The sequence below is a fragment of the Micromonospora sp. RB23 genome, from assembly GCF_053585025.1.
This window is the reverse complement of sequence record NZ_CM132111.1, coordinates 1,589,979-1,615,835: the sequence shown is the minus strand read 5'-3', so window position 1 is coordinate 1,615,835 and position 25,857 is coordinate 1,589,979. Positions and strand designations below refer to the sequence as shown.

At 72.4% G+C, this 25,857-nt stretch carries 24 protein-coding genes; 6 read left to right on the top strand and 18 right to left on the bottom strand.

Annotation, left to right across the window (positions count from 1 at the left end):
• Position 1: 1 nt before the first annotated feature.
• The 9 genes from ACTFTM_RS07500 to ACTFTM_RS07460 all read right to left on the bottom strand — a co-directional run bounded on the left by ACTFTM_RS07500 (position 2) and on the right by ACTFTM_RS07460 (position 7,302).
• Complete coding sequence (locus tag ACTFTM_RS07500; RefSeq protein ID WP_449565110.1) at positions 2-595, bottom strand: TetR family transcriptional regulator; 594 nt, start codon at positions 593-595, stop codon at positions 2-4.
• Between the two features lie 73 nt (positions 596-668).
• Complete coding sequence (locus ACTFTM_RS07495) at positions 669-1,667, bottom strand: aldo/keto reductase (protein WP_449565109.1); 999 nt, start codon at positions 1,665-1,667, stop codon at positions 669-671.
• Between the two features lie 111 nt (positions 1,668-1,778).
• Complete coding sequence (gene arfB, locus ACTFTM_RS07490) at positions 1,779-2,204, bottom strand: alternative ribosome rescue aminoacyl-tRNA hydrolase ArfB (RefSeq protein ID WP_449565108.1); 426 nt, start codon at positions 2,202-2,204, stop codon at positions 1,779-1,781.
• Positions 2,205-2,238: 34 nt separating this feature from the next.
• The gene (locus ACTFTM_RS07485; protein ID WP_449565107.1) at positions 2,239-2,535 is read right to left on the bottom strand and encodes a hypothetical protein; all 297 of its coding nucleotides are present in this window, start codon (positions 2,533-2,535) and stop codon (positions 2,239-2,241) included.
• A gap of 98 nt (positions 2,536-2,633) precedes the next feature.
• Positions 2,634-3,494: a S1C family serine protease gene (locus ACTFTM_RS07480; protein WP_449565106.1), complete on the bottom strand. Its 861-nt coding sequence runs from the start codon at positions 3,492-3,494 to the stop codon at positions 2,634-2,636.
• Between the two features lie 34 nt (positions 3,495-3,528).
• A complete protein-coding gene (locus ACTFTM_RS07475; protein WP_449565105.1) occupies positions 3,529-4,488 on the bottom strand; it encodes a VWA domain-containing protein in 960 nt (319 codons plus the stop codon).
• Entirely contained in the window at positions 4,485-5,510 is a 1,026-nt protein-coding gene (locus ACTFTM_RS07470) for a DUF58 domain-containing protein (protein ID WP_449565104.1), read from the bottom strand. The genes ACTFTM_RS07475 and ACTFTM_RS07470 overlap by 4 nt, the downstream gene beginning before the upstream one ends.
• Positions 5,507-6,556 (bottom strand): AAA family ATPase, encoded by a 1,050-nt coding sequence (locus tag ACTFTM_RS07465; RefSeq protein ID WP_449565103.1) that lies wholly within the window; start codon positions 6,554-6,556, stop codon positions 5,507-5,509. The genes ACTFTM_RS07470 and ACTFTM_RS07465 overlap by 4 nt, the downstream gene beginning before the upstream one ends.
• Before the next feature lie 236 nt (positions 6,557-6,792).
• Positions 6,793-7,302: a hypothetical protein gene (locus ACTFTM_RS07460; protein WP_449565102.1), complete on the bottom strand. Its 510-nt coding sequence runs from the start codon at positions 7,300-7,302 to the stop codon at positions 6,793-6,795.
• 364 nt (positions 7,303-7,666) lie between these two features.
• Here ACTFTM_RS07460 and ACTFTM_RS07455 point away from each other — a divergent pair, with 364 nt between their 5' ends.
• Positions 7,667-8,593, top strand: coding sequence for an endonuclease/exonuclease/phosphatase family protein (locus ACTFTM_RS07455; RefSeq protein ID WP_449566567.1), 927 nt, complete (start codon positions 7,667-7,669; stop codon positions 8,591-8,593).
• A 93-nt stretch (positions 8,594-8,686) separates the two neighbouring features.
• On the opposite strand, the gene cimA is transcribed toward ACTFTM_RS07455, so the two are convergent.
• Positions 8,687-10,270 carry a citramalate synthase gene (gene cimA / locus ACTFTM_RS07450; RefSeq protein ID WP_449565101.1) on the bottom strand — a complete coding sequence of 528 codons (1,584 nt, stop codon included), beginning with the start codon at positions 10,268-10,270 and terminating at the stop codon, positions 8,687-8,689.
• Positions 10,271-10,479: 209 nt separating this feature from the next.
• On the opposite strand from cimA, the gene ACTFTM_RS07445 reads away from it, so the two are divergent.
• The 3 genes from ACTFTM_RS07445 to ACTFTM_RS07435 all read left to right on the top strand — a co-directional run bounded on the left by ACTFTM_RS07445 (position 10,480) and on the right by ACTFTM_RS07435 (position 12,410).
• Positions 10,480-11,007, top strand: a complete 528-nt coding sequence (locus ACTFTM_RS07445; protein WP_449565100.1) for a carboxymuconolactone decarboxylase family protein — start codon at positions 10,480-10,482, stop codon at positions 11,005-11,007.
• Between the two features lie 141 nt (positions 11,008-11,148).
• On the top strand, positions 11,149-11,607 hold the full coding sequence (locus ACTFTM_RS07440; RefSeq protein ID WP_422738709.1) for a PRC-barrel domain containing protein: 459 nt from the start codon (positions 11,149-11,151) through the stop codon (positions 11,605-11,607).
• A 56-nt stretch (positions 11,608-11,663) separates the two neighbouring features.
• Positions 11,664-12,410, top strand: a complete 747-nt coding sequence (locus ACTFTM_RS07435) for a tyrosine-protein phosphatase (protein WP_449565099.1) — start codon at positions 11,664-11,666, stop codon at positions 12,408-12,410.
• A 47-nt stretch (positions 12,411-12,457) separates the two neighbouring features.
• On the opposite strand, the gene ACTFTM_RS07430 is transcribed toward ACTFTM_RS07435, so the two are convergent.
• On the bottom strand, positions 12,458-13,555 hold the full coding sequence (locus tag ACTFTM_RS07430; protein ID WP_449565098.1) for a branched-chain amino acid aminotransferase: 1,098 nt from the start codon (positions 13,553-13,555) through the stop codon (positions 12,458-12,460).
• A 162-nt stretch (positions 13,556-13,717) separates the two neighbouring features.
• Positions 13,718-14,749, bottom strand: a complete 1,032-nt coding sequence (locus tag ACTFTM_RS07425; RefSeq protein ID WP_449565097.1) for a 3-isopropylmalate dehydrogenase — start codon at positions 14,747-14,749, stop codon at positions 13,718-13,720.
• Positions 14,750-14,973: 224 nt separating this feature from the next.
• Here ACTFTM_RS07425 and ACTFTM_RS07420 point away from each other — a divergent pair, with 224 nt between their 5' ends.
• Positions 14,974-15,816 carry an FAD:protein FMN transferase gene (locus ACTFTM_RS07420; RefSeq protein WP_449565096.1) on the top strand — a complete coding sequence of 281 codons (843 nt, stop codon included), beginning with the start codon at positions 14,974-14,976 and terminating at the stop codon, positions 15,814-15,816.
• 11 nt (positions 15,817-15,827) lie between these two features.
• Here the strand turns inward: ACTFTM_RS07420 and ACTFTM_RS07415 are convergent, their stop codons facing one another.
• Entirely contained in the window at positions 15,828-16,778 is a 951-nt protein-coding gene (locus ACTFTM_RS07415) for a hypothetical protein (RefSeq protein WP_449565095.1), read from the bottom strand.
• 427 nt (positions 16,779-17,205) lie between these two features.
• Here ACTFTM_RS07415 and ACTFTM_RS07410 point away from each other — a divergent pair, with 427 nt between their 5' ends.
• Entirely contained in the window at positions 17,206-17,562 is a 357-nt protein-coding gene (locus ACTFTM_RS07410) for a hypothetical protein (protein ID WP_449565094.1), read from the top strand.
• A gap of 114 nt (positions 17,563-17,676) precedes the next feature.
• Here ACTFTM_RS07410 and serA read toward each other — a convergent pair whose 3' ends face one another.
• The 5 genes from serA to ACTFTM_RS07385 form a co-directional block, all read right to left on the bottom strand.
• Entirely contained in the window at positions 17,677-19,275 is a 1,599-nt protein-coding gene (serA, locus tag ACTFTM_RS07405) for a phosphoglycerate dehydrogenase (RefSeq protein ID WP_449565093.1), read from the bottom strand.
• Between the two features lie 424 nt (positions 19,276-19,699).
• Entirely contained in the window at positions 19,700-20,713 is a 1,014-nt protein-coding gene (gene ilvC / locus ACTFTM_RS07400) for a ketol-acid reductoisomerase (protein ID WP_433537396.1), read from the bottom strand.
• A 56-nt stretch (positions 20,714-20,769) separates the two neighbouring features.
• A complete protein-coding gene (gene ilvN, locus ACTFTM_RS07395) occupies positions 20,770-21,285 on the bottom strand; it encodes an acetolactate synthase small subunit (protein ID WP_449565092.1) in 516 nt (171 codons plus the stop codon).
• Between the two features lie 82 nt (positions 21,286-21,367).
• Positions 21,368-23,248, bottom strand: a complete 1,881-nt coding sequence (locus ACTFTM_RS07390) for an acetolactate synthase large subunit (protein ID WP_449565091.1) — start codon at positions 23,246-23,248, stop codon at positions 21,368-21,370.
• A gap of 188 nt (positions 23,249-23,436) precedes the next feature.
• On the bottom strand, positions 23,437-25,791 hold the full coding sequence (locus tag ACTFTM_RS07385; RefSeq protein WP_449566566.1) for a putative bifunctional diguanylate cyclase/phosphodiesterase: 2,355 nt from the start codon (positions 25,789-25,791) through the stop codon (positions 23,437-23,439).
• Positions 25,792-25,857 lie beyond the last annotated feature (66 nt).

Sequence of the window (25,857 nt, the reverse complement as noted above, 5' to 3'; positions counted from 1 at the left end):
GTCAGCGCGGGCGGGCCCGCAGGCCGTCGAGGAGCAGCGCGACCACGGCGGCCAGGTCGTCGTCGAGGCCCGGCTCGTCCCACTCCGTCCGGTGCGACGGGTGGTGGAAGCGGGCGGTGGCCTGAAGCAGCGCGCGGCCGGCCACCGCCGGGTCGGGCACGGTGAACTCACCGGCTGCGACCCCGTCGGCGACGATCAGGCTGAGCTGACCGGCGAGGACCTCCAAGTGGTTGGCGACCGCCCCCTCGGAGAGCGTGGCGAGCTGGTGGAAGTTGTCGAACAGCTCCGGGTCCTCGCGGGCCATCCGTCGCTTGGTGCCGCTCAGTTCGGCCAGCCACCGGCGCAGCCGCTCGGAGGCCGGCTCGGGGCCGGTGGCGACGTCGATCAGCGGGGTCGACACCCGGGCCAGCCAGCGTTCGGCGACCGCCTCGCGCAGCGCGGCCTTGCTGGCGAAGTGCCGGTAGACGCTGCCGTGGCTGACGCTCAGCGCGCGTGCCACGTCGAGCACGGTGGCCTTCGCCGGGCCGTATCGGCGTAGCACCTCCTCGGCGGTGTCGAGGATGCGGTCGGCCGTCAGGGCGGTGGCGTCGCTCATCGTCCCAGCCTCCCTGACGACGTCGCCGGTCGTGGCGCGACCCCCGGCCGGCGGTCGCGCCACGACCCGGCCGTCATGCCCGCTCGCTGTCCAGCATCGCCATCTGCGCCTCGCCGTACCGGCTGCCGGCCACCGCGTCGGAGGGGACGGCGGCCTCGATCGCGGCCAGGTCGGCGTCGGTCAGGGTGACCGCCGCGGCGCCGAGCGCCTCGGTCAGCCGCTCCCGGCGGCGCGCGCCGATCAGGGGCACGATGCTCCCGCCCCGGGACAGCACCCAGGCGATGGCGATCTGCGCCACGGTGACGCCCCGCGCCTCGGCGACGGCGCGCAGCGCGTCCACCAGGGCGAGGTTGCGGTCCAGGTTGGCGCCCGTGAACCGGGGCAGGTCGGTGCGGAAGTCGCGGGCGGTCATCTGGCGCTGCGGTGTCCAGTGCCCACTGATCAGCCCTCGGGACAGCACGCCGTACGCGGTGACGCCGACGCCCAGTTCGCGGGCCGTGGGCAGGATCGCGGCCTCGGGATCGCGGGAGATCAACGAGTACTCGATCTGGAGGTCGGCGACGGGGTGCACGGCGTGCGCCCGCCGGAGCGTCTCGGCGTTCACCTCGGACAGGCCGATGTGCCGGATGTGACCCGCCTTGACCAGTTCGGCCAGGGTGCCCATCACGTCCTCGACCGGCACGTCCGACGCGAGCCGGGCCGGGCGGTAGATGTCGACGTGGTCGGTGCCGAGTCGGCGCAGCGTGTAGGCCAGGAAGTTCTTGATCGCGGCGGGTCGCAGGTCGTGGCCGATCCAGTTGCCGTCGACGTCGCGCAGGGCGCCGAACTTGACGCTGATCACCGCGTTGTCCCGGTTACGGCCGCGTAGGGCGTCGCGCAGCAGCATCTCGTTGTGGCCCATGCCGTAGAAGTCGCCGGTGTCGAGCAGGGTGATGCCGGCGTCCAGGGCGGCGTGGATGGTGGCGATGCTCTCGGCCTCGTCGGCGGGGCCGTAGAGGTCGGACATGCCCATCAGGCCGAGCCCGAGGGCGGAGACGGTGGGGCCGTTGCTGCCGAGGGTGCGGGTGTCCATCGGTCTTCCTCTCACGTGGGGTACCCGGATGACAGTACACCGATCGGATGACAGATTCCAGATTCTGTCATCCGATGGCAGCAGCGTCCGCGGCAGGTGATCTCGGTACCGCTACTCGCCGTCGACGCGGCGGTCGCGCTTGCGCTGCGACTGGCGCTTCTTCTCGGCCAACCGGCGCTCCTTCGCGCCCCGCGACGGCCTCGTCGCGCGGCGCGCAGGCGGAGGCGGGGCCGCCGCCTCGCGCAACAGCGCCGCCATCCGCTCGCGGGCCGCCTCCCGGTTGGCAAGCTGCGCCCGGTGCTCGCTGGCCGCGATCGTCAAAACGCCGTCCACCAGCCGGTTGGCGAGGCGCGCCAACGCCCGCGCCCGCAGCGACTCGGGCACGGCCGGAGAGTTCGCCAGGTCGTAGCTCAGCTCCACCCGGGAGTCGGCGGTGTTCACGCCCTGCCCGCCGGGGCCGGACGAACGGGAGAAGCGCTCCCGCAGCTCCCCGGCGGGGACGACCCACCGGTCGGTCACCCGCAGTCCGTCGTCCACGTCCCGAGGCTAGCCCGCCGACGGTGGCACCGGGTCACCGGTGCGAAGGCTCACCCTGCGTCGTGGACGAGGTGGGCGCCGGGCCGGCGGTTTCCTCGTCGGAACCCACGGCGGCGTACGCGACCGCGCCGAACAGCAGCAACCCCACGATCGCGGCCTTCACGGCGACCCCGCGGACCAGCAACCACGCGCCCCGGCGAGCGCCGGGCACCGATTTCTTCGCGGTCTGGTAGTCGGTCCACCCGCGTCGTGCCCGGGCGTACGCCGACCCCACCGCCCATCCGATGACCAGGCCCACCAGCAGGAGGACCGTGAGAAGAGGACGCTCCACCTCAGCCAGTATCCATACCGAGCGTCATATTTCCATCCTCCGATGACGTCGGGCCGGATATCCGACACTGGAGGCGGCCGGGAGGGCCGACGCGCAGGTCAGCCGCCCTTACCGATGATCGTGTCGGCGGTCTGCTGGACCTGCTCGATGGGGATGGCGAAGCCGATTCCGATCGAACCGTTGCCGTCGATGGTGGCGATGGCGGTGTTCACCCCGACCACCTCGCCCCGGGCGTTGACCAGTGGCCCGCCCGAGTTGCCGGGGTTGATGGACGCATCGGTCTGCACCGCCCGGTGCCGGCTGTTGCCCAACCGCACCTGACGGTCCAGGGCGCTGACGATGCCCGCGGTGACCGTTCCGGACAGGCCCAGCGGTGAGCCCACCGCGAGCACCGGTTCACCGACCCGGGTGGCGCCCGGCTTGGCCAGCGGCAACGGAGCGAGTCCGGCCGACGGTGGCACCTTCAGCACCGCCAGGTCGCTGCGGGCCTCCCGGCCGACCACCTCGGCTTCGTACCGGCGGCCGTCGGGCAGCTCCACCGTCACCGGCCCGCCACCGCCCTTGGCCAGGATGTGGTCGTTGGTGACCAGGTGCTGCTGGTCGTCGATCGCGAATCCCGAGCCCGTCGCGGACGCGCCGTTCGCGCCGCCGGCGAGCACCGACACCACACCCGGCACGGTCCGCTCGGCGGCGGTGACCAGCTCCGCCGGCACCGGAGCGGCGGACGCCGCGGCCGGCCCGCCGGCGCCGTCCCGGCTGGCCACCACGCCCCCGGCCAGCGCGCCCGAGACGGCCGAGACCGCCACGATCGCCAGCGCGGCGAGGAACCGACCGGGTCGCCGCCCGCCGGGGTCACGGCCCGAGCCGGGGGCGTCCCACCACCCGCGCCCGTCGGGGTCGAGGTCCGGCGAGATGAACCAGGGACCACGCGGTTCGCCCAGTCCGGTCTGTACTGCCATGCGTACTCCTCACGGTCGACGTCGGCGCTGGGGATCAGGGCAGTCGGGAGAACCAGCGCATCGATCCGGCGGCGGCCCCCATCGCGAACACCAGTCCGAGGCCGATGAACCGCGCCGAGACGTCCTGGCGTTCGGTGCGGTAGCCGACCGAGCTGCCGATGTCGTCGTAGACGGCGCGCAGTTCGTCGACGGTGCTGGCCTCGTGGAACATCCCGCCGGTCTCGTCGGCGACGGCCCTGAGCGTCTGCCCGTCGACCGGCACCTGGATCGGCCGTCCGCCCCGGTCCACGAACCCCGAGGGGGTGCCGAAGGAGATCGCGTGCACCGGCACCTTGGCCGCGACGGCCTCCGCCGCCGCCTCCATCGGGTCCATTCCCGAGGTGTTGGCCCCGTCGGAGAGCAGGATGATCCGGGCCGGTGGTGGTTCCTTCGCGGCCTCGCTGTCCAGGCTCTTGACCGCTCCGAGCGAGGTGTTGATGGCCTCACCGATAGCGGTGCCCTGGACCCCGGTCACCCCCTCGGCCAGCCGGCCGATGCCCTCGTCCAGGGCGTCCCGGTCGGTGCCCGGTGGCACCAGGACGGCGGCGCTGCCGGCGAACGCGACGAGCCCCACGTTGAACTCGTCGGGCAGGCCGTCGACGAATCGTCGGGCGGCCTGTTTCGCCGCCGCCAGCCGGTCCGGCTCGACGTCGGTGGCGAGCATCGAGGTGGACACGTCCACGGCCACCATCACGGTCGCGCGCTCGCGGGGTACCCGGACCTCGGCGGTGGGCCGGGCGAAACCGACCACCAGCAACGCCAGCATGGCCAGGAACAGCCCGGCGGGCACGTGCCGTCGCCAGGCCGGCCGTTCGGGCGCCACCCGGTCCAGCAGCCGCAGGTTGGTGAAGCGGACGGCGTAGCGGGCACGTCCGCGCTGCATCACCAGGTACGCGGCGACGAGCGCGAGCACCCCCACCAGCAGCCAGAGCCGCAGCGGGGACTCCCAGCTCACGCGGCACCTCCCCGGGCGGCCCCGGCCGGCGCGGCGGCCATCCGTCGCTGGGCGTGCACGTGGCGGACGATGTCCGCGCTGACGTCGCGGTCGGTACGCAGCGCCAGATGTGTCGCCGCGCTCCGGCGCAACGCCTGCCGGACCTGATCCCGCTGGGCGGCGGCAGCCGCGGCGTACCGCTCCCGCAGGCGGCGGTCCGATGTGCACACCTCACGGCGGCGGCCGGTCTCCGGGTCGACGAGCGTGATCAGGCCGACGTCGGGCAGTTCCAGCTCGCGGGGGTCGGTCACCTCGATCGCCAGCACCTGGTGGCGCGCGGACAGCCGACGCAGGGTCCGCTCCCACGGCGGCGGCTCGGCGGGGTCGTCTCCAAGGCCGTCGAGGAAGTCGGAGACCACCACGACGAGTCCACGCTGGTTCGCGACCCGCTGCAACGCGTCGAGCCCATCGGACAGCTCCGGGGACGGCGCGGCCGTCTGACGCCCCGGCCGATGGGTGGACGCGCTGGCACGTGGGGCCGCGAGCAACGCCCGCAGCAGACCGAGCAGATGGGTACGCCCGCAGCGGGCCGGAAAGCGTCGCATCCCGTCGGCGCTCAGCACCTGGGCGCCCAGCCGGTTGCCGACGCCCGCGGTCAGGAAGCCGACCGCCGCCACCGCGGTCACCGCCAGCTCCCGCTTGTCCAGCTCGGCGGTGCCGAACTCCATGCTGGCGCTGGAGTCGACGAGCAGCCAGGTCGTCAGTTCCCGATCGGCGTCGACCTGACGGACGTGCGGCACGGCCGTCCTGGCCGTCACCGCCCAGTCCATCCGGCGGACCTCGTCCTCCCCCGGTCGGTACTCCCGGCTGCCGGCGGGTTCGCTGCCCGGCCCGGGCAGCAGGCCACGGTACTGACCGTGCAGCAGACCGTCGAGTCGCCGGGTGACGGTCAGTTCGAGGCGGCGCAGACGCTGGTCGGGGGTCAGCTCGGCCAGGCCGGGGTCGGGTGCCGTGGTCACCGACGGACGGCCGGCGCGTCTCATGCCGCCGCCAGGTCGGGCGCGTGCTGGAGGTGCCCGGTGGCCACCCGGGGCGGGGGCACCGTCTCCACCAGCCGCCGGATGATGCTCTCGGCCGAGACTCCGTCGGCCACGGCGTCGAAGGAGAGCACCAGCCGGTGGGACAGGACGTCCACCGCCAGCTCCCGGACGTCCTCGGGCAGCACGTACTCCCTCCCGCGCAACAGCGCCTGCGCCCGGGCGGCGGCGACCAGGCCGAGCGTGGCCCGGGGGCTGGCGCCGTACGCGAGCAGCGGCGCGATCTCCGCCAGGCCGAACCGGGCCGGGTCGCGGGTGGCGAGGATCAGCCGGACCACGTACTCGGCCAGGGCGTGGTGGACGAAGATCCGCTCGGCGAGCCCCTGGAGGCGTTGCAGTCGTTGCGGGTCGAGCACCTGGCGCGGGCTCGGCCGGTCGCTGCTCATCCGGTAGAGGATCGCCAGCTCGTCGGCGTCGCTGGGGTAGTCGACGACCACCTTCATGAGGAACCGGTCGCGCTGCGCCTCGGGGAGTTGGTAGACCCCCTCGGACTCGATCGGGTTCTGGGTGGCCAGTACCAGGAACGGCGCCGGTACGGGCCAGCTGCGCCCGCCGATGGAGACCTGCCGTTCGGCCATCGCCTCCAGCAACGCCGACTGGACCTTGGCGGGCGCCCGGTTGATCTCGTCGGCCAGCACCAGGTTGGCCATGATCGGACCCAGCTCGATGTCGAAGGTCTCCTTCGAGGCCCGGTAGATCCGCGTGCCGACGATGTCGGAGGGGACCAGGTCGGGGGTGAACTGGATGCGGGAGAAGGTGCCGCCGACCACGGTGGCGAGGGTCTGCGCGGCGAGGGTCTTGGCCACGCCGGGCACGCCCTCCAGGAGGCAGTGCCCATTGGCGAGCAGTGCGGTGAGCAGACGCTCGACGAGCCGATCCTGCCCGACGATCACGCGTTTGACCTCGAAGAGGGTCTGTTCCAGCTCAGCGCCGGTCGGCTCGGGATCGACCGGGGTGGGCATGCTGGCCAGGGTGTCCGAGATGTCCGTCACGGTGCTTGCTTCCCGGGCGGGACCCCCGGCAAACGTCGGATTGTGCGGGCCGGACCGGCCCGGAGCGTCCGCAATGGGCACGGGCCGCGCGAAAGAGTGACGAGCCACGCGAGCCGGCCGGACGGGATCGAATCACCCCGGGTCGACCGGGAGGGCGCAGAGGTCGACAGCGTTGCGGGCGCGAACGCGATCCGGCCCCCGCGCGGGTGCGCGGGGGCCGGGCCTCGTCACCTCGCTCAGAAGGTGTGCGTGAGCAGCGTGAAGCCCAGGTCGGCCGGCACTCCGGACGAGTTGTACGTCTGGACGAAGACCGCGTTCGGGGTGCTCAGCCGCGGGGCGACCGAAACCTCGCCGGCGGGTGGGACGCAGCAGGAGTTGGCGCTCGAGATGGTCGCCAGGTAGGCGCCGGTCGAGACGTTCACGCCGAACTGCACCTCGTACTGGCCGGCGCCGTACTTGATGACGGTGCCGGTGCCGCGGACCTTGGTGCCGTTGGCGTTGACGACGGTGTAGTAGGTGGCCGTGGCCAGGGTGCTGGCGTTACCGGCCTTCAGCGCGGCCTTGGCCTTGCGGGCCGATTCCGCCGTCACCGGTGGCTGGGTGTTGGTGGCGCGGGAGGCCGGCTGGACGGCCGCCTGCGGCGCCTTCGCCGACGGCTGGGCGACGGCGATGCCCCCACCCGCCAGGGTGAGTGCCGCGACCGCGAACCCGATCGCTGCCGCCTTACGTCGGAAGGATGTGCTCATGACAGGTCCCCCTTGTGTGACCGTGCGAATTCGGCCGACCCGCGGGGCGGGACGGATAACTGCCGACAATGAATCATGCGGTTGATTTCTCGATGTTGTACACCGGCTCTGAGCTGGGGTTACTACTCAGAGTTGCGTCGTTTCAACCAGATGGAACGTAGCACCGCCAAAAGCCGCAGGTCAATAGTTGATCTCGCATTATTGGCCTGTCGCTCAACCGTCAAACAATTGTGAAAGGTGAGCGGAAAACCATTCACGAAATTGTTCGGGTGCGATTTCGGTTAGGCTGAGCGGCATGATCGTCACCGACGACCCGCCCGTGCCAACCCGCCGCCGGACGCCGATCACCACAGCGCTCTGCTGGATGCTCGTCGGGCCCACGGCCGCCTGGGCCGTCGTACGCCTGGCCGGGCTGGACCGGGGGCCACTGGTGCAGGCGCTCGCTTTCACCCCGTACGTCGCCGCCGCAAGCGTGCTCGTCCTCGGGCTCAGCGTCGCCCTGCGGCGCTGGTGGCCGGCGGCGGTCGCGGCCCTGGCCACGGTGGCGCTGCTCGGCGTGGTCGCGCCCCGGGCGCTGGCCGCGCCGCAGCCGACGGCGACCGGGCCGACGATCCGACTGCTCACCGCGAACCTGCTCGCCGGCTCCGCCGACGCGTCGGCGCTCGTGGAACTGGTCCGGCGGCACCGGGTCGACGTGCTCACCGTGCAGGAGTTCACGCCCGACGCGCAGGTCGCCCTGGATCGGCTCGGCCTCGACCGCCTGCTCCCCCACCGGCAGCTCAACGCGCAGGACGGCACGCCCGGTTCCGGGCTCTACTCGCGCTGGCCGATCAGCGACGTCGGCATCCGGAACAACCGCGGGGGCTGGGGTTTCACCCAGGCGTACGGCACCCTGGCGGTCCCCGGCGGGCCACCGGTCCGCGTCGAGTCGGCCCACCCCTCGGCGCCGTACGCGCTGGACCAGGTCGACGCGTGGCGTACCGACCTGGCCGCCCAGCCTCCGGCCACGCCGGACGGGGGCCTGCGGATTCTCGCCGGTGACTTCAACTCCACCCTGGACCACGGGCCGCTGCGGGCGCTGCTGCGCACCGGCTACGTCGACGCCGCCGACGCCACCGGAACGGGGCTGACCGGCACGTGGGGCCCGTACGACGGTGACCTCATCCCCCCGGTCACCATCGACCACGTGCTGGTCGACCGCCGCATAGCCGTAGACAAGGTGCAGGTGCCACCCCTCCCGAAATCCGACCACCGCCCCGTCCTGGCCACCCTCCGCCTCCCCGCCCCCTGACCCCCGTCGATCTTGCACTTTCTGTGGCCGCATCAGCGACGAAAGCCGCGTGTCGTCGACGCAAAGTGCAAGATCGCGGGGGTGAGGTGGGGGTTAGACCGGGGTGGGGGCGAGGCCGTAGGTGAGGGCGTCGACCAGGGCGTGCCAGCTCGCCTCGACCACATTGGGGTGCACGCCCACCGTGGTCCAGTCCCGGCCGGTGCCGTTGGCCGTTTCCAGCAGAACCCGGGTGACCGCGCCCGTGCCGTGGCTGCCCTCCAGGATGCGCACCTTGTAGTCGGCCAGCTCGAAATCGCGCAACTGCGGATAGTGCCGGGCCAGCCCCACCCGCAGCGCCTCGTCCAACGCGTTGACCGGGCCGTTGCCCTCGGCCGTGGCGATGACCCGCTCGCCGCGCACCCGGATCTTCACGGTCGCCTCGGAAACGACCGCGCCGTCCTCGCGGTGCTCGACCAGCACCCGGTACGACTCGAGGGTGAACGGCCGCGCCGGGCCACCCTCCGGGAGTTCGGAGCGGACGAGCAGCTCGAACGAGGCGTCGGCGGCCTCGAAGGACCAGCCCCCGGCCTCCAGCTCCTTGACCCGCTTGGTGACCCGGGTCAGCGCCTCCGGACGGTCGGCCAGGTCCAGGCCGAGCTCGCGGCTCTTGAGCTCGACGCTGGCCCGGCCGGCCATCTCGGTCACCAGGATCCGCATGTCGTTGCCCACCACCGACGGGTCCACGTGGTTGTAGAGCAACGGGTCGACCTTGATCGCGCTCGCGTGCAGCCCCGCCTTGTGGGCGAAGGCGGCGGCCCCGGCGTACGCCTGGTGGGTGTCGGGGGCGATGTTGGCGATCTCGGCGATGGCGTGCGAGACCCGCACCATCTGCGCCAGGCAGCCCTCCGGTAGGACGGGCATGCCGAGCTTGAGCTGGAGGTTGGCGACGACCGCGAAGATGTCGGCGTTGCCGGGGCGTTCGCCGTACCCGTTGGCGGTGCCCTGCACGTGGCGGACACCCGCCTCGACGGCGGCGATCGTGTTGGCGACCGCGCAGGCCGTGTCGTTCTGGGCGTGCATGCCGAACAGCGCGGCGTCGACCCCGAGCCGGTCGGTCAGGTCGTTGATCGCGGCGGTCACCTGGGACGGCAGCATGCCGCCGTTGGTGTCGCACAGGACCATCCGCTCGGCGCCCGCGGCGAGCGCGGTCTGCACCACGGCGACGCCGTACGCCGGGTCGTGGCGGTAGCCGTCGAAGAAGTGCTCACCGTCGACGAACACCCGGCGTCCCTCGGCGACCAGGTGGGTGACGGTGTCGTGGATCATTGCCAGGTTCTCCGCGCCGGTGGTGCGCAGGGCGCGCTCGACATGGCGGATGTCGGCCTTGGCGACCAGGGCCACCGCCGGGGTCTGCGCGTCCAGGAGACCGCGCACCTGGGGGTCGTCGGCGACCGCCACGCCGGCCTTGCGGGTGGCGCCGAACGCCACCAGCACCGCGTGGCGCAGGGTCAGCTCGGTGCGGGCGCGACGGAAGAACTCGGTGTCCTTGGGCACGGCGCCCGGCCAGCCGCCCTCGATGAACCCGACGCCGAACTCGTCGAGCAGCCGAGCCACCGCCAGCTTGTCGACCACCGAGTAGGTGAGCCCCTCGCGCTGGGCGCCGTCTCGCAACGTCGTGTCGTAGACCTGGAACGTCATCAGGATCCTTTCTCGGAGCAACAAAAAGACCCCCCGCGGGATGCGGGAGGTCTGCGCGCTCGGCGGAGGGGAGAGCCGGCGCGCTAGGTCGCAATAATCAGGGCGGTGCTGGTCACGATCGCTACTCTGCCACCCGCTCCCGCTTTTGGGAGAGACTATCCATATGGTGGGACATGCCGGCCCCGGGCCGGGAAACACAAGGAGGCCCCGTGCTGGACCGGATCCGGGCGGCCCTGCCCACGTACGCCACGGACATCGCCCACAACCTCGACACCACCATCGGCGCGTCGACGCTGACCCCCGCGCAGACGTGGGGCACGGCGCTGGCCTGCGCGGTGGCCGCCCGCAACCCGCTGGTGCTGCGCGAGATCGCCGCCGAGGCGCTCGACCACCTCGGGCCGGACGGCGTCGAGGCGGCCAAGGGCGCGGCGGCCGTCATGGCGATGACCAACATCTACTACCGCGCCACGCACCTGATCGGCGACGGGGAGTACGCCTCGATGCCGGCCCGGCTCCGCATGCAGCTCATCGCCCGACCGGGCGTGGACAAGAGCGACTTCAAGCTGTGGTGCCTCGGCGTCTCGGCGATCCACGGCTGCGAGATCTGCCTCCAGACGCAGGAGAAGGCGCTGCGCCGTCGTGACGTCACCCGCGAGCAGGTGCACGAGGCGTTGCGGATCTCCGCCGTCGTACACGCGGCGGCGGTCACGCTGGACGCCGAGGCCGCCCTGACCTGAGTCCGTCCCACGGTCCGGCGCCGGACCGGCCGTCGCGCCCGCCCGGTCACCGTTTCCGGAGCCCCGCCGCCGGGTAGCTCCTCGAAGGGAAACACGGGCACGCCAGCCCGGGACGATCGGCGACAGTCAGGAGCGAACGGCATGGACAGGATCGACCCGCACGCCGCCCACGCAGGGCCGGATCCGCTGCGCGGCGGCGACCAGGGCGCCGTGCCCGGCGGGGCGCCGGCCGGCACGTTCGACCCGTGGCGCTACCGCGACACCGCCGCCGTGGCCGACGCCGACCTGGTCGGCTACAAGGTCGAGGCCACCGACGGCGGTGTCGGCAAGATCGACAGCGCCAGCCACGAGGTCGGCGGCAGCTACCTGGTCGTGGACACCGGGCCGTGGATCTTCGGCAAGAAGGTGATGCTGCCCGCAGGCACGGTCAACCAGGTCGACCACGACCAGCGCACCGTCTCCGTCGACCGCACCCGCGACCAGATCAAGGCCGCCCCGGAGTACGACGAGACCAGCCACAGCGACCCGGCGTACCGGGACCAGCTCGGCGGTTACTACGACGAGACGTACGGCGCGATCCCCCCGGGCACCGCGCGCTGACCGATCCGACCCGACGGCCGGTGGGACACGAGCCCGCCGGCCGTTACCGTGTGCACGTGGACGCCATCGACGACGAACGTCACATCACGCTGCCCGCCACCTTCAACTTCCGGGACGTCGGCGGCTACCTCGGCCACGGCGGCCGCACCGTACGCCGTGGTCGCCTCTACCGCTCCGACTCCCTGCACCGGCTCGACGAGCAGGACCGCGACGCGTTCGCCGCGATCGGCATCCGCACCGTCGTCGACCTGCGCCGCCCGACCGAGGTGGAGCGCGACGGTCGGGTGCCGGACTACCAGGGCCTGACCTACCGGCACATCCACCCGGAGCACGAGGACTGGTCGCTGACGCCGCACGAGGAGGGCACCGACCTGGCGCGCTACCTCGCCGACCGCTACGCCGACCTGGCCCAGACCGGCACCGTGGGCCTGGGCGAGGCGATCGGGCTGATCGCCGACTCGGCGAACGCCCCGGTTGTCGTGCACTGTGTGGCCGGCAAGGACCGCACCGGCATCGTGTGCGCCCTCACCCTCGCCGTGCTGGGCGTCGACGACGCCGACATCACCGCCGACTACGCGTTGAGCAGCGAGGCGTCGGCCCGGTTCAGCGCCTGGCTGGCCGCCACCATGCCGGACGCCGCGGAGGTGCCGGCCCCGTTCCTGGCGTCGCCCGCCGAGGCCATGCAGATCTTCCTGGACGAACTGCGTGCGGGGCACGGCTCGGTAGAGGCGTACCTGCGGCATGCCGGGGTGACCGACAAGCAGCTCGCGGCCCTGCGCGACCACCTGCTCGACGAGGGTTAGTACGTGGCTGACCGGCCCGTGCGATCGGGCCGGTCAGCCGACGGACGTCAGAGGACCTGGCGCACCCAGCCGTGCGGGTCGGCGGCCTTGCCGCGCTGGATGTCGACCAACTGCTGACGCAGCGACATGGTGACCCGGCCGGGCTCGCCGCCACCGATCAGGAACTCGCCGTCGGGGAAGCGCACCCCGCCGATCGGCGTGATCACCGCGGCGGTGCCGCAGGCGAAGACCTCCCGGAGCCGACCGCTGGCCGCGTCGGCCTGCCAGTCGGCGAACGAGACCGGCCGCTCCTGCACCTCGTGCCCGGCCTTGCCGGCCAGCGTCATGACCGCGTCGCGGGTGATGCCGGGCAGGATCGTGCCGGTCAACGGCGGGGTGACCACCGTGTCGTCGTCGTACACGAAGAAGACGTTCATGCCGCCCAGTTCGTCGACGAAGCGGCGCTCCACCGCGTCGAGGAAGACCACCTGGTCGCAGCCGGCATCGATGGCCTCGGCCTGGGCCGCCAGCGACGCCGCGTAGTTGCCGCCGCACTTGGCCGCGCCGGTGCCGCCGGGAGCGGCCCGGGTGTAGTCCGGCGAGACCCAGACCGTGACCGGCTTGACCCCACCGGTGAAGTACGCGCCGACCGGCGAGGCGATCACCATGTAGAGGTACTCGTTGGCCGGACGGACGCCGAGGAAGACCTCACTGGCGAACATGAACGGCCGCAGGTAGAGGCTGCCGTCCTCGCCGGTCGGGATCCACTCCCGGTCGATCTCGATGAGCTTGTGCAGCGAGTCGACGAACACCTCGGGCGGCAACTCCGGCATCGCCATCCGCCGCGCCGAGTCGGCGAACCGGGCGGCGTTCGCGTCCGGCCGGAACATCGTCACGCCACCGTCGGCCGTCCGGTACGCCTTCAACCCCTCGAAGATCTCCTGCGCGTAGTGCAGCACCGCGCTGGCCGGGTCCATCGGGATCGGCCCCCGCGCCTCCACCCGGGCGTCGTACCAGCCCTTGCCCTCCGCGTAGCGGACGGTGACCATGTGGTCGGTGAAGACTCGGCCGAACCCCGGGTTGGCCAGCAGGGCAGCCCGGTCGGCGGCGGATACCGGCGCGGGATTCGGACGGATCTCGAAGTCGAGCTTGTCACCACCGCTCATCGCGCTGACCTCCCTGCGGGACAACGGCATGCGGGACCGCACACCGACATGGCTGTGCCAGAAACTTACCCCGAACGACCGTTCAGAAGGTAGCGCCGGTCGGGACCGGGTGGACTGCCCGGACAGGCGGATTCCGCCCCGGCCGGAAACCGGCCCGGGCGGTCAGGCTACGGCGTGGGCCGCGAGCCGGTCGCCGACCTCGGCAGTGCGCAGCGTCGTGCCCGGGGTGCGGCCGGACAGCTCGGCGGCGACCGCCGCGTTGACCCGGGTCGCCGCCTCGGCGTGCCCGAGCTGCTCCAGCAGCAGCGCCACGGAGAGCACCGCGGCCACCGGGTCGGCGACGCCCTGCCCGGCGATGTCCGGCGCGGAGCCGTGCACGGGCTCGAACATCGAGGGGTACGCCCCCTCGGGGTTGATGCAGCCGCTGGCGGCCAGCCCGATACCACCGGTGACGGCGGCGGCGATGTCGGTGAGAATGTCGCCGAAGAGGTTGTCGGTGACCACCACGTCGTAGCGCTGCGGCTGCGTCACCAGGAACATCGCGGCCGCGTCGACGTGCTGGTACTCCGTCGCGACGTCCGGGTGCTCGGCGGCGACCGCCGCGAAGGCCCGCGACCACAGCGACCCGGCGTGGGTCAGCACGTTGGTCTTGTGCACCAGCGTGACCTTGCGCCGCTCCCGACGACCGGCCCGCGCGAACGCGTCGCGGATCACCCGCTCCACGCCGTGCCGGGTGTTCAGGCTCTCCTCCGTGGCGACCTCGGCCGGCGTGTCGCGGTGCAGCGTCCCGCCCGCGCCGGCGTACAACCCCTCGGTGCCCTCGCGGACCACCACCAGGTCGACCTCGCCCGGCTTCACGTTGCCCAACGGACCGGCGACGCCGGGCCAGAGCCGCGAGGGGCGCAGGTTGACGTACTGGTCGAAGGCGAACCGGAGCTTGAGCAGCAGGCCGCGCTCCAGGACACCCGGCGGCACCGTGGGGTCACCCACCGCGCCGAGCAGGATCGCGTCATGCCCGGCCAGCTCGGTCAGCACCGAGTCGGGCAGGACCTCTCCGGTACGGTGCCAGCGGGCGGCGCCGAGGTCGTACTCGGTGGCCTGCACACCGGGAAGCACCGCGTCGAGGACCTTGCGGGCCTGCGCGACCACCTCGGGCCCGATGCCGTCCCCGGCCACCACCGCGATCCGCGTCACGCCCGCTCTCCCCACGCTCGACTGCCCTGTCGGGCAACCGTACGTCGCCGTCCCGCCCCCCGGTACGATGCTTCCAGCATTCGGGACAGGCGGATGCACAGCACCCTCTCAGCTGGGATTCATGTAGCGATCATGTGCGCTGCCTACGGTGGGGAACAGCGGGTCAGGGGGCCCGCCAACGGTGGTCGCGACGACGCGACGTCAACCGCGAGGGGGCAGGCGCCATGCGCATCGACGAGCAGCCGCGGACCCGCTGGCCGGAGCTGTCGGCGTTCCGGCACCGCAGGCCGGACCTCCGCCTCGGCAGCAGCCGCCGCCGGTTCGACCCGGCCGGCGCCACCCAGGGCCGGATCGCCGTGCAGCACACCGTACGCACCGCCACGGCGGAGTACACGCTGCTGCTCAACGCCTCCGAGCGGCTCGGTCGCCGGGCCGTCGGCGAGGCGCTGCGGGACGCCGTCGCCGAGCTGCGCGCCGTCGACCTGACCTACAGCCCGAACCGCCCGGAGAGCCTGGTCTCCCGGTTGCGTCGGGACGAGATCAGCCCCGAGTCGTACCCCCCGCTGGCCGACCTGGTGGACCGTTGCGCGGCGATGCGCGCCGTGACCGACGGCTGGTTCGACGCCTGGGCGGTGCCGGGCGGCTTCGACCCCGGCGGCCTGCTGGGCGGCTGGGCCGTCGAGCGCGCCGCCGCCCGGCTGCGCGCGGCGGGCGTGCACGACTACGCCGTACTCGCCGGCGCCGACCTCGTGGTCCGGGGCCGCGCGCCGCACGGCGGGCCGTGGCGTGTCGCGATCCACCACCCGACGGCGCCGGACCGCGCGCCACTGGTGCTGGAGATGACCTCCGGCGCGGTGGGCACGTCCGGGGTGTCCGGGCGGCAGGGACACGTGGTCGACCCGCACACCGGCGAGCCGGCCGACCACCTCGTCGCCGCGACCGTCGTCGGCCCGGACCTGACGGTCGCCGACGCGTACGCCACCGCGCTCTACGCCGCCGGCCCCACCGGCCTGGCCTGGTTCCGGGGTGGCTCGGAGTACCGGGCGCTCTTCGCGCACCGACGCTGAGCGCTCCCCCGCTAGCGTCCTGTGCTGGGGTCCGGCACGGTCACCCGCGCCGGGGTCCGCGCTCCGAAGACGGTGGCGACCAGGTCGCTCACCGCGTGTACGCCCGCGTCGATCCCCTTGCCGGGTGGGAGTTGGTACATCACGGCGACCACGTAGCGCTGGTCGTCACCGGCGAAGCCCACCGTGTTGGTGACCCAGTGCTCGCCGCCCGGATCCGGCTCGATCGACCAGCCGTTCTTGGTGCCGGGTCGCTGGCCCGCGCCGGCCGCCCAGACACCCCAGTGCTGGATCGAGCCCACCGAGCGCATCGCGCCGACGAGGTAGGCGCGGTCGGTCGGGTTGAGATCATCCAGCACGTACGACATCAACCGTTGGAGATCGTCCGCCGTGCACTTGAGGTGACCCCAGAAGCGCGCGTATCCGGCCACGGTGACCAGACCAGTCATGCCGTAGCGCTGCTGGAAGCGTTTGAGCTGCTGGTCACGGCCGTAGCGGTTCCACAGCGCGGTGGCCGCGTCGTCGGAGGAGAAGTTCAGCATGTCGGCGATCTGCCGACGCGCGGTGGTGTCGAGCGTGATCTCACCCGCGCGGGCGCGCTCCAGCAGCCCGACGGCCATCGCGAGCTTGATGGTGGAGGCGGTCCAGATCGCATGGTCGGTCGTTCCCGCGCGCCAGAGCTCGCCCGTGCGCCGGTCCCGCACCAGAATGCCGAGGACACCCGGCCTGCTCTTGACCAGAGCCGCCGCCGCGAGACGTCGGCGTCGCGCCTCGTCGGCGCCGACCGCGTCCGGCGCGCCGGATCCCCGGCCCCCGGCGGGGCCCAGCCCACTCGTCGATCGCGGCTCGGCGGTCCCGGTGGACGCCGACGAGTCCCGGGACGCAGCCGGGCCGGTCGGCCCGGTCGAGCAGCCACCCAGCACCAGTACCGCCAGGAAGGCCGCGAGGAGACTCCTCAGCCCCACCGCTCGCCCCGGCAGCGCAGCCCGCCGGTCATCACCATCTGCTAACTGGGCGCTTGTCACGGCGGCCGATCATAGTGTGACGGCCGCGCGCCTGGTCGCACGTCGCGCAGTGGCCGCAGAGCGCCTGGATGCGATCGGCCCCCACGGCCTCGGCAACGGCTGTGGGGGCCTATCAGCGACGAGTGCGCGTGGCTCGCACAATCGAGGGGTGCGGACCGGTCGGGCCGGACGTCGGCCGCGCCACCCGAAGACGGGCCGGCGCCACGGCCTGGCGGCCAGTAACCGCAGTCGTACGCTAGCGAATCGACGCAACTCGACGCAAGAGTCTCCACAGCGGACCCCTTCCGACGCCACGGCAGCGGTTCGCCAATTGGCCTGCGGCGAGGCAGTTTCGACATGGTGAACGACGGATGGCACGCTGTCCGCCGTGAGTTTCGATCTGAGTGTGTGGGCCCTGGAGGACGGGGCGACGCCCGAGGACGTGCGGGCAGCGGTCGAGGGTTGCCGGCAGGGGCGGCACGTGGACCGATACCCGGACCCGCGCGTCGTCGGCTTCTACCGGGCGATCACCGCGTCCTATCCGGACCGTCACCCCGGCCCGGACAGCCCCTGGGCGGTCGCGCCGCTGCACGCCGCCCACGATCACGTCGAGCTGAACCTGCACCCGACCTGCCCGGACCAGGTGCTGCTGGACATCGAGCGGTTGGCCGGCGAGCACGCGCTGATGCTCTTCGACCCCCAGGACGGCTCGGTCTACCCGCCCCCGGCCCGGCTGCCGAACTGACCATCTCCGGGGCGGAACACCTCCCGGCGTACGACGAAGGGGCCCGGCGCTGTCGCCGGGCCCCCCGTGGTGCTGTCGTCGTGCCGCCACCGCCGGTCGGGCGGCGGCCCCTCGCTACTCGTCGCGCAGATCCGCCGCGCTGGCCGCGGTCGCGCCGATCGAGTCGGCCGCCGAGGTGAGCAGGTCGGCGCCGAGCGCCTGGTCGACGGTGAGGGTCATCAGGGTTTCGCCGCCCGCCTCGCGCCGGGCCACCTGCATCGCGGCGATGTTGATGCCCGACTCGCCGAGCAGCGTACCGACGGTGCCGACGACGCCCGGGCGGTCGGCGTACCGCAGGAACAGCAGGATGCCCTCGGCGGCGATCTCCACGTCGAAGCCGTCCACTTCGGTCAGCCGCGGGACGTCACGACCGCCCGCGTGGGTCACCGTCCCGGAGACGCTCACCGACCGGCCGTCCGGCAGGGCGCCGCGCACCGTGACCAGGAGGGGCTGGTCGGCGGTCTCGACCTGGCTGTCCAGAGTGACCTCGACGCCGCGCTCGGCGGCCAGGTGCGGGGCGTTGACGTAGGTGACCTGCTCCTCGACCACCGAGCTGAACAGGCCCTTCGTCGCGGCCAGCTTCAGCACCGACACGTCGTGGCCGACGACCTCGCCGCGAACCTCGACGGTGACGCTGGCCGCGACCACGCCGGCGACGGCGGTGAACGCCCGGCCCAGCTTCTCGGCCAGCGGCAGCAGCGGGCGGATGTCCTCGGCGACCACGCCGCCGGCCTGGACGTTGACCGCGTCCGGCACGAACTCGCCCTGCAGCGCCAGCTTCACGCTCTTGGCGACCGCCAGACCGGCCTTGTCCTGCGCCTCGTGGGTCGAGGCGCCCAGGTGCGGGGTGGCCACCACGTTGTCGAAGGCGAACAGCGGCGAGGAGGTGCAGGGCTCCTTGGAGTACACGTCGACGCCGGCGCCGGCGACCCGCCCCTCGGCGATGGCGTCGGCGAGCGCCTGCTCGTCGACCAGGCCACCGCGGGCGGCGTTCACGATGCGGACGCTGGGCTTGACGAGCGTCAGCTCCTTCTCGCCGATCAGACCGACCGTCTCCGGGGTCTTCGGCAGGTGGATCGAGATGAAGTCACTCTCGCGCAGCAGCTCCTCGAGCCCGACCAGGCGTACGCCGAGCTGCGCGGCCCGAGCCGGCTGGATGTACGGGTCGTACGCGATCAGTCGGGTGCCGAACGCGGCGATGCGCTGCGCGAAGAGCACCCCGATGCGGCCGAGCCCGACCACACCGACGGTCTTGCCCTGCACCTCGACGCCCGTGTACTTGGACCGCTTCCACTCGCCCGCCTTGAGCGCCGCGCTGGCGCTGGCGGTGTTGCGGGCGACGGCGAGCAGCAGTGCGACGGCCTGCTCGGCGGCGGAGACGATGTTCGAGGTGGGCGCGTTGACGACCATCACACCCCGCGCGGTGGCTGCCGGCACCTCGACGTTGTCGAGCCCGACGCCCGCGCGGGCGACCACCTTGAGTCGCGGCGCGGCGGCGACCGCCTCGGCGTCGATCTGGGTCGCGCTGCGCACGATGACGGCGTCGGCCTCGGAGAGCGCCGAGAGCAGGGCCGGACGGTCGGTGCCGTCGACGTGACGGACGTCGAAGTCGTGGGCGAGCACCTCGATGGCGGCGGGGGCGAGTTCTTCGGCGATCAGTACGACAGGATTCATCGGTCCTCGTAGAGGTCGTGTTTGCGATCGGCGCGGGTGGCGGGGCGCCGCACTGCACCCCGTGCTGATCCGTGCCGTGGCCGTCAGGTGCCGGCGCAGCGCACCTACCCGCGATCGTAGGGGCCGCGCTGGCCGGCGTGTTCCGGTCTGCGGGGTGAGTGCCCTCACACGCCCGGACAAGCGACCGACATCAGTCGTTCACCACCCCGAAACCCACCCCACCCACCCCGGCAGCGCGCGGCCTGCGCCCTCCAAACTCCGCGATCTTGCACTTTCTGCGGTGACGTAAGGGGCAGAGGCCCACAAATCGACATGCACAAGTGCAAGATCGACGAAGCAGGGGGGTGGGAGCGCAGGGGCGCGCGGGTTGCCCCGGGCGCGCGCTGGGGAGAGCGCGCGCCCGGGGCCTGAGGAAGGGGGTGGGTCAGGCGGTTTCGGTGATCGGGCGGTCGACCCAGCTCATCATGCCGCGCAGCTTCCTACCGGTCTCCTCGATCGGGTGCGCCGCGCCCTCGGCCTGCCACTTGGTGAAGTTGGGCCGGCCGGCCTCGTCCTCGGCGACCCACTCGCGGGCGAACTCGCCGGACTGGATCTCGCCGAGGATCTTGCGCATCTCCTCCTTGACCCGGGAGTCGATGATGCGCGAGCCCCGGGAGAGGTCGCCGTACTCGGCGGTGTCGGAGATGCTGTACCGCATCTTGGCGATGCCGCCCTCGTACATCAGGTCGACGATCAGCTTCAGCTCGTGCAGGCACTCGAAGTAGGCGACCTCCGGGGCGTAGCCGGCCTCGGTGAGCACCTCGAAACCGGTCTGCACCAGCGCCGAGGCGCCGCCGCAGAGCACCGCCTGCTCGCCGAAGAGGTCGGTCTCGGTCTCCTCGGTGAAGGTGGTCTTGATCGCGCCGGCCCGGGTGCCGCCGATCCCCTTGGCGTACGCGAGGGCGAGGGCGAACGCGGTACCGGTGGCGTCCTGCTCGACGGCGACCAGACAGGGCACGCCCTTGCCGTCGACGTACTGGCGGCGCACCAGGTGACCGGGGCCCTTGGGGGCGACCATGGCGACGTCCACCTCGGCCGGCGGCTTGATCAGGCCGTACCGGATGTTGAAACCGTGGCCGAAGAAGATCGCCTTACCCGGAGCCAGGTGCGGCTCGATCGACTCGGCATAGATCTTGCGCTGGGCGGTGTCCGGCGCAAGCACCATGATCACGTCCGCCTCGGCCGAGGCCTCTGCCGGCGTGACAACCCGCAGGCCCTGCTCCTCGGCCTTGGGACGGCTCTTCGAGCCCTCCGGCAGACCGATCACCACGTCGACGCCGGAGTCACGCAGCGACAGCGCGTGGGCGTGCCCCTGGCTGCCGTAGCCGATCACCGCGACCTTCTTCGCCTGGATCAGGCCGAGGTCGGCATCGTCGTCGTAGTACACCTCAACGCTCATGAGAACTTCCCTTTCGTACGACGGCCTGAGTGCCCGTCGTGGTCTGTGCGGATGGGTCAGGCGGCCCGCAGCGCGGGACCGGCGGTGATCGAGCGCGAGCCGCGCCCGATGGCCACCAGCCCGGACTGGACCATTTCCTTGATGCCGAAGGCCTCGAGGTCGCGCAGCAGCGCGTCGAGCTTGTCCGGCGTGCCGGTGGCCTCGATGGTCAGCGTGTCCGGTGCGACGTCCACCACCCGGGCGCGGAACAGGTTGACGGTCTCCAGCACCTGGGACCGGGCGGCACGGTCGGCGCGGACCTTCACCAGCAGCAACTCCCGGGCGACCGAGACCTGCGGATCCAACTCAACGATCTTGAGTACGTTGACCAGCTTGTTGAGCTGCTTGGTGACCTGCTCCAGCGGGGACGAGTCCGCGTTGACCACGATGGTGATCCGGGAGACGTCCGGGTTCTCGGTCTCGCCGACGGCGAGGCTGTCGATGTTGAAGCCGCGTCGGGAGAAGAGGCCGGACACCCGGGCGAGGACGCCGGGCTTGTTCTCCACGAGCACGGACAGGGTGTGCATCGTCATGCCACGACCTCGCTTCGCCCGGTCGCGCCCTGACGACCCGCAGCACTGAGCCTGATGATTCGTTCGCTTCGCTCACTCATGGTCAGATGTCATCCTCGTCGAAGGCCGGGCGGACGCCACGGGCGAACATGATCTCGTCGTTACTGGTGCCGGCGGCGACCATCGGCCAGACCATGGCGTCCTTGCCGACCACGAAGTCGATCACCACCGGGGCGTCGTTGATCTCCATGGCCGCGGCGATGGTCTTGTCCACGTCGTCGGCGGTCTCGCAGCGCAGCCCCACGCAGCCGAGCGCCTCGGCGAGCTTGACGAAGTCGGGGATGCGGTGCTTGTGCGTGCCCAGCTCCGTGTTGGAGTAACGCTCGTTGTAGAAGAGCGTCTGCCACTGCCGGACCATGCCGAGATTGCCGTTGTTGATCACGGCGATCTTGACCGGGATGCCCTCCAGCGCGCAGGTCGCCAGCTCCTGGTTGGTCATCTGGAAGCAACCGTCACCGTCGATCGCCCACACCACCGCGTCCGGCTTGCCGACCTTCGCGCCCATGGCCGCCGGCACCGCGTAACCCATCGTGCCGAGGCCACCGGAGTTCAACCAGGTGTACGGCTTCTCGTAGGAGATGAACTGCGACGCCCACATCTGGTGCTGCCCCACACCGGCCACGAAGATCGTGTCGGGGCCGACGATCTCCCCCAACCGCTTGATCACGTACTGCGGGGAGAGCGTGCCGTCGGACGGCTCGTCGTAGCCCAGCGGATAGCGGTTGCGCAGATCGTCGAGCTGGGCCCACCAGTCCTTCAGGTCGGTGACCCGCCCCGCCGCGCGCTCGACGGTGACCGCCGCGATCAGCTCGTCGATGACGTGCTTGGCGTCACCGACGATCGGGACGTCCGCGTGCCGGTTCTTGCCGATCTCGGCGGGATCGATGTCGGCGTGCACCACCGCCGCGTCCGGAGCGAACGAGTCGAGCTTGCCGGTGACCCGGTCGTCGAACCGCGCGCCCAGCGCGACGATCAGATCGGCCTTCTGGAGCCCGTACACGGCGGCGACCGTGCCGTGCATGCCCGGCATGCCGAGGTGCTGCGGGTGCGAGTCGGGGAACGCGCCGAGCGCCATCAGCGTGGTGATGACCGGAATGCCGGTCAGGTCGGCGAGGCGACGCAAACCCTCGGTGGCGCCGGCCTTCAGCACACCGCCGCCCACGTACAGCACCGGCCGCCGGGCGCCGGCCAGCAGCCGGGCCGCCTCGCGGATCTGCTTGCCGTGCGGGTGCAGGGTCGGCCGGTAGCCGGGCAGGTCCAGCGTGGGCGGCCAGGTGAAGGTGGTCGACGCCTGGAGCACGTCCTTGGGGATGTCGACGAGCACCGGGCCGGGCCGGCCGGTGCTGGCCAGGTGGAACGCCTCGGCCAGCACCTGCGGGATCTCCTCGGCGGTCTGCACGAGGAAGTTGTGCTTGGTGATCGGCAGCGTGATGCCCTGGATGTCCGCCTCCTGGAAGGCGTCGGTGCCGATCGACGGGCGGGCCACCTGACCGGTGATCGCCACCATCGCGACCGAGTCCATGTACGCGTCGGCGATCGGCGTCACCAGGTTGGTCGCGCCCGGGCCGGAGGTGGCGATGCAGACGCCGACCTTGCCGGTGGCCTGCGCGTACCCGGTCGCCGCGTGACCGGCGCCCTGCTCGTGACGGACCAGGATGTGCCGGACCGTGGAGTCGTAGAGCGGGTCGTACGCCGGCAGGATCGCGCCACCCGGGATACCGAAGACGACGTCGACGCCGAGCGCCTCGAGGGACCGCACCAGCGAGCCGGCGCCGGTGACCTGGGCCGGGGCGGATGTCCGTACGGCCGGGACTGCCGGCGTGGCCGCTGCGCGGGCGGCGGGATCGGCGGCGCCGGCCGGGTCGGCGGTCGCGCGGGCCCGCCGGGCGGTGTGGGCGAGGGTCTCGGGCGTTGGTCTCGTCATGGTGGTTCTGGCCTTCGGCTGGAGTGGCTGGGGCTTGTTCAGCGATGCGACGTGGGCATGGGCCCGTCGCGACAGGTTCCGACGGCAATAAAAACGGCCCTCGTGCAGATGCACGGGGCCAGCGCACTCTCGACGGAGGAGAGTGCGCTCAGATAAGTACTCGCAGCGACCGGTACGACGACATGCGGCTAAGCCTGACGCATCTCACGCGATGAGTCAACTGATCCCACATGTTGGTTAACGGATGGCGGCGCGTCGGTCGTCGCCGCGCCGCCGCCAGGCGGCATGACCTGCCCGGACCCGCCCGCTGACCGGCGCTGGGCGGGCACCGGGCCGGGCCGGGCGCCCGGCGAGGTGGCCGCCTCCAGCATCGCCTCCAGGTGCTCCGCGGGCACCCCCCAGCCGAACAGCGCCCCCTGTCCGAAGCGGCAGCCCGCGGCGACCACCGCGGCCAGCTCCGTCGGCGTGGTCACACCCTCGGCGATGACCTCCATGCCCAGCTGGTGGCCCAGCCGCATGACGATGTCGACCATGGGCGCGAACGCCGGACCGTCCTGGCCCACCGGCCGGACCGGCTCGTGCTCGGCCACCAGGCTGTGGTCGATCTTCAGGATGTCGATGGGGAGCCGGCGTAGCTGCCCCAGCGACGAGTACCCGGCGCCGAAGTCGTCGAGCGCGATCCGTACGCCGGTCAGCCGCAGTGCGGTCAGCCGCCGGATCAGCTCGTCCAGATCGGTGGCGACCGCGTGCTCGGTGACCTCCAGCACCAGCCGCTGCGGCGGTACGTGGTGGGCGCGCAGGGCCTCGGCTACCTGGACCACGTACTCCGGGGCGTGCAGCTCGCGCGGCGAGACGTTCACCGAGACCCAGACGTCGTGCCCGTCGGCCAGCCAGCGGGAGAGCTGGTAGCAGGCCTGGTGCAGCACCCAGGCGCCGAGCGCGGCGATCATGCCGCTCTCCTCGGCGATCGGGATGAACTCGTCCGGGCGGACGTTGCCCAGCTCGGGGTGGTGCCAGCGCAGCAACGCCTCGGCCCCCACCGGCCGTACCGACGGCAGCGACGCCACCGGCTGGAAGGCGAGCCGCAGCTCGTCGCGGTCGATCGCGCCCCGCAGCTCGTGCTCCACGGTGGTACGGCGGCGCAGCAGCTGGTCGTACGCCGCGTCGTAGCGCTCGATCCGGTTCTTGCCGCGTTGCTTGGCGTAGCGCAGCGCCAGGTCGGCGTGGCGCAGCAGCAACTCCACGTCCGGCTCGGCGGCCCACCCGGCCACGCCGATGCTCACGGACAGGAAGACCGGGCCCTCCGGCTGGTCGTACGGGCGGTTCAGCACCCCGAGCAACCGCTCGGCCACGCGGTCCGCCTCGGCGGGTCGGGCCGGCATGAGCACGGCGAACTCGTCGCCGCCGAGCCGGGCCGCCACGTCGCCCGGACGCAGGTTGCCGCGCAGCCGTCGGCCCACCTCGGCCAGCACCGCGTCGCCCACGTCGTGGCCACGCATGTCGTTGACGTTCTTGAAGCCGTCCAGGTCCAGACCGAGCAGGACGCACGGCGTGCCCGCCGCCGCGCCGTCGTGCAACGCCCGCAGCAGCCCGCGCCGGTTGGCCAGCGACGTCAACGGGTCGGTGTGCGCCAGTTCACGGAAGTGCGCCTCCCGCTCGACCAGGCGGCCGGCGTAGTCCCGGACGTCCTTGAGGGTGAGGTACTGACGGGCCACCAGGGCGAAGCCCTCCACGCTGCCGGCGAGGATGCCCGGCGCGGTGAAGCGGCCGTCCTGGAGCAGGTGGTACATCGCCGAGGCCGCCATCGCCAGCATCGGGGCGAGGGCGTACTCACCGTCCCGACCGACGAGATCCAGCGCGACCTCGCCCGGCTGGTCGGTCCGGCGCACCTCCATCGCGACGGTCAGCAGGCCGGCCGACAGCAGCGCCGCGCCGGTGAGCGCCATGGTCGGCCCGGACTGGCAGAGCCCCGCGCTGAGGCCCAGCCCGCCGCAGCTCACCGCGGTGATGCCGGTCGCGAGCACGGCCAGCCGGCGGCGCGGGGCGGCGGCCCGGAAGACGACGATCACGGCGAGGCCGGCGCCGAGCGCGGCGCTCACCGTCGTCACCAGGATCGCCGGGCAGGCCATCGGGGTGGCGGCGCCGAGCAGCCGGGTCGGCTCGGAGAAGAGCACCCAGCCGACGAACCACAGCGCCGCCGCCACGGTGACGCCGTCCAGCGCGAGCCGGGCGGTGCCCGCGGCGGTGGCGGCGACCCCCGGCAGCCGGAGCAGCCCGGCCGCGAAGGCCAGCCCGGCCACCGCCGTACCGATCGCCGCGGCGGTGGCCCATCCGGTCCGCTGCCCCTGCTCGTGAGCCCAGTGGTCGCTCGCCGCCAGCACCGCCGCCACCCCGGCCAGCAGGCTGACCAGGGACACCCCGGCGGCGACCGCGATCAGCACGTGCGCCGGTCGACGCGGTCCGGTCCGCCGCCGGGCGATCACGGTCAGCAGCGCGGTGGCCGCGGCCGCGACCAGCCCGCTCAGCGCCGCGACGGCGACCATGCCCGGGGGGAGATGCACGAGAACAAGAGTGCCGGATGAGCGCACGTCGCGGGAGACCGGATGTGC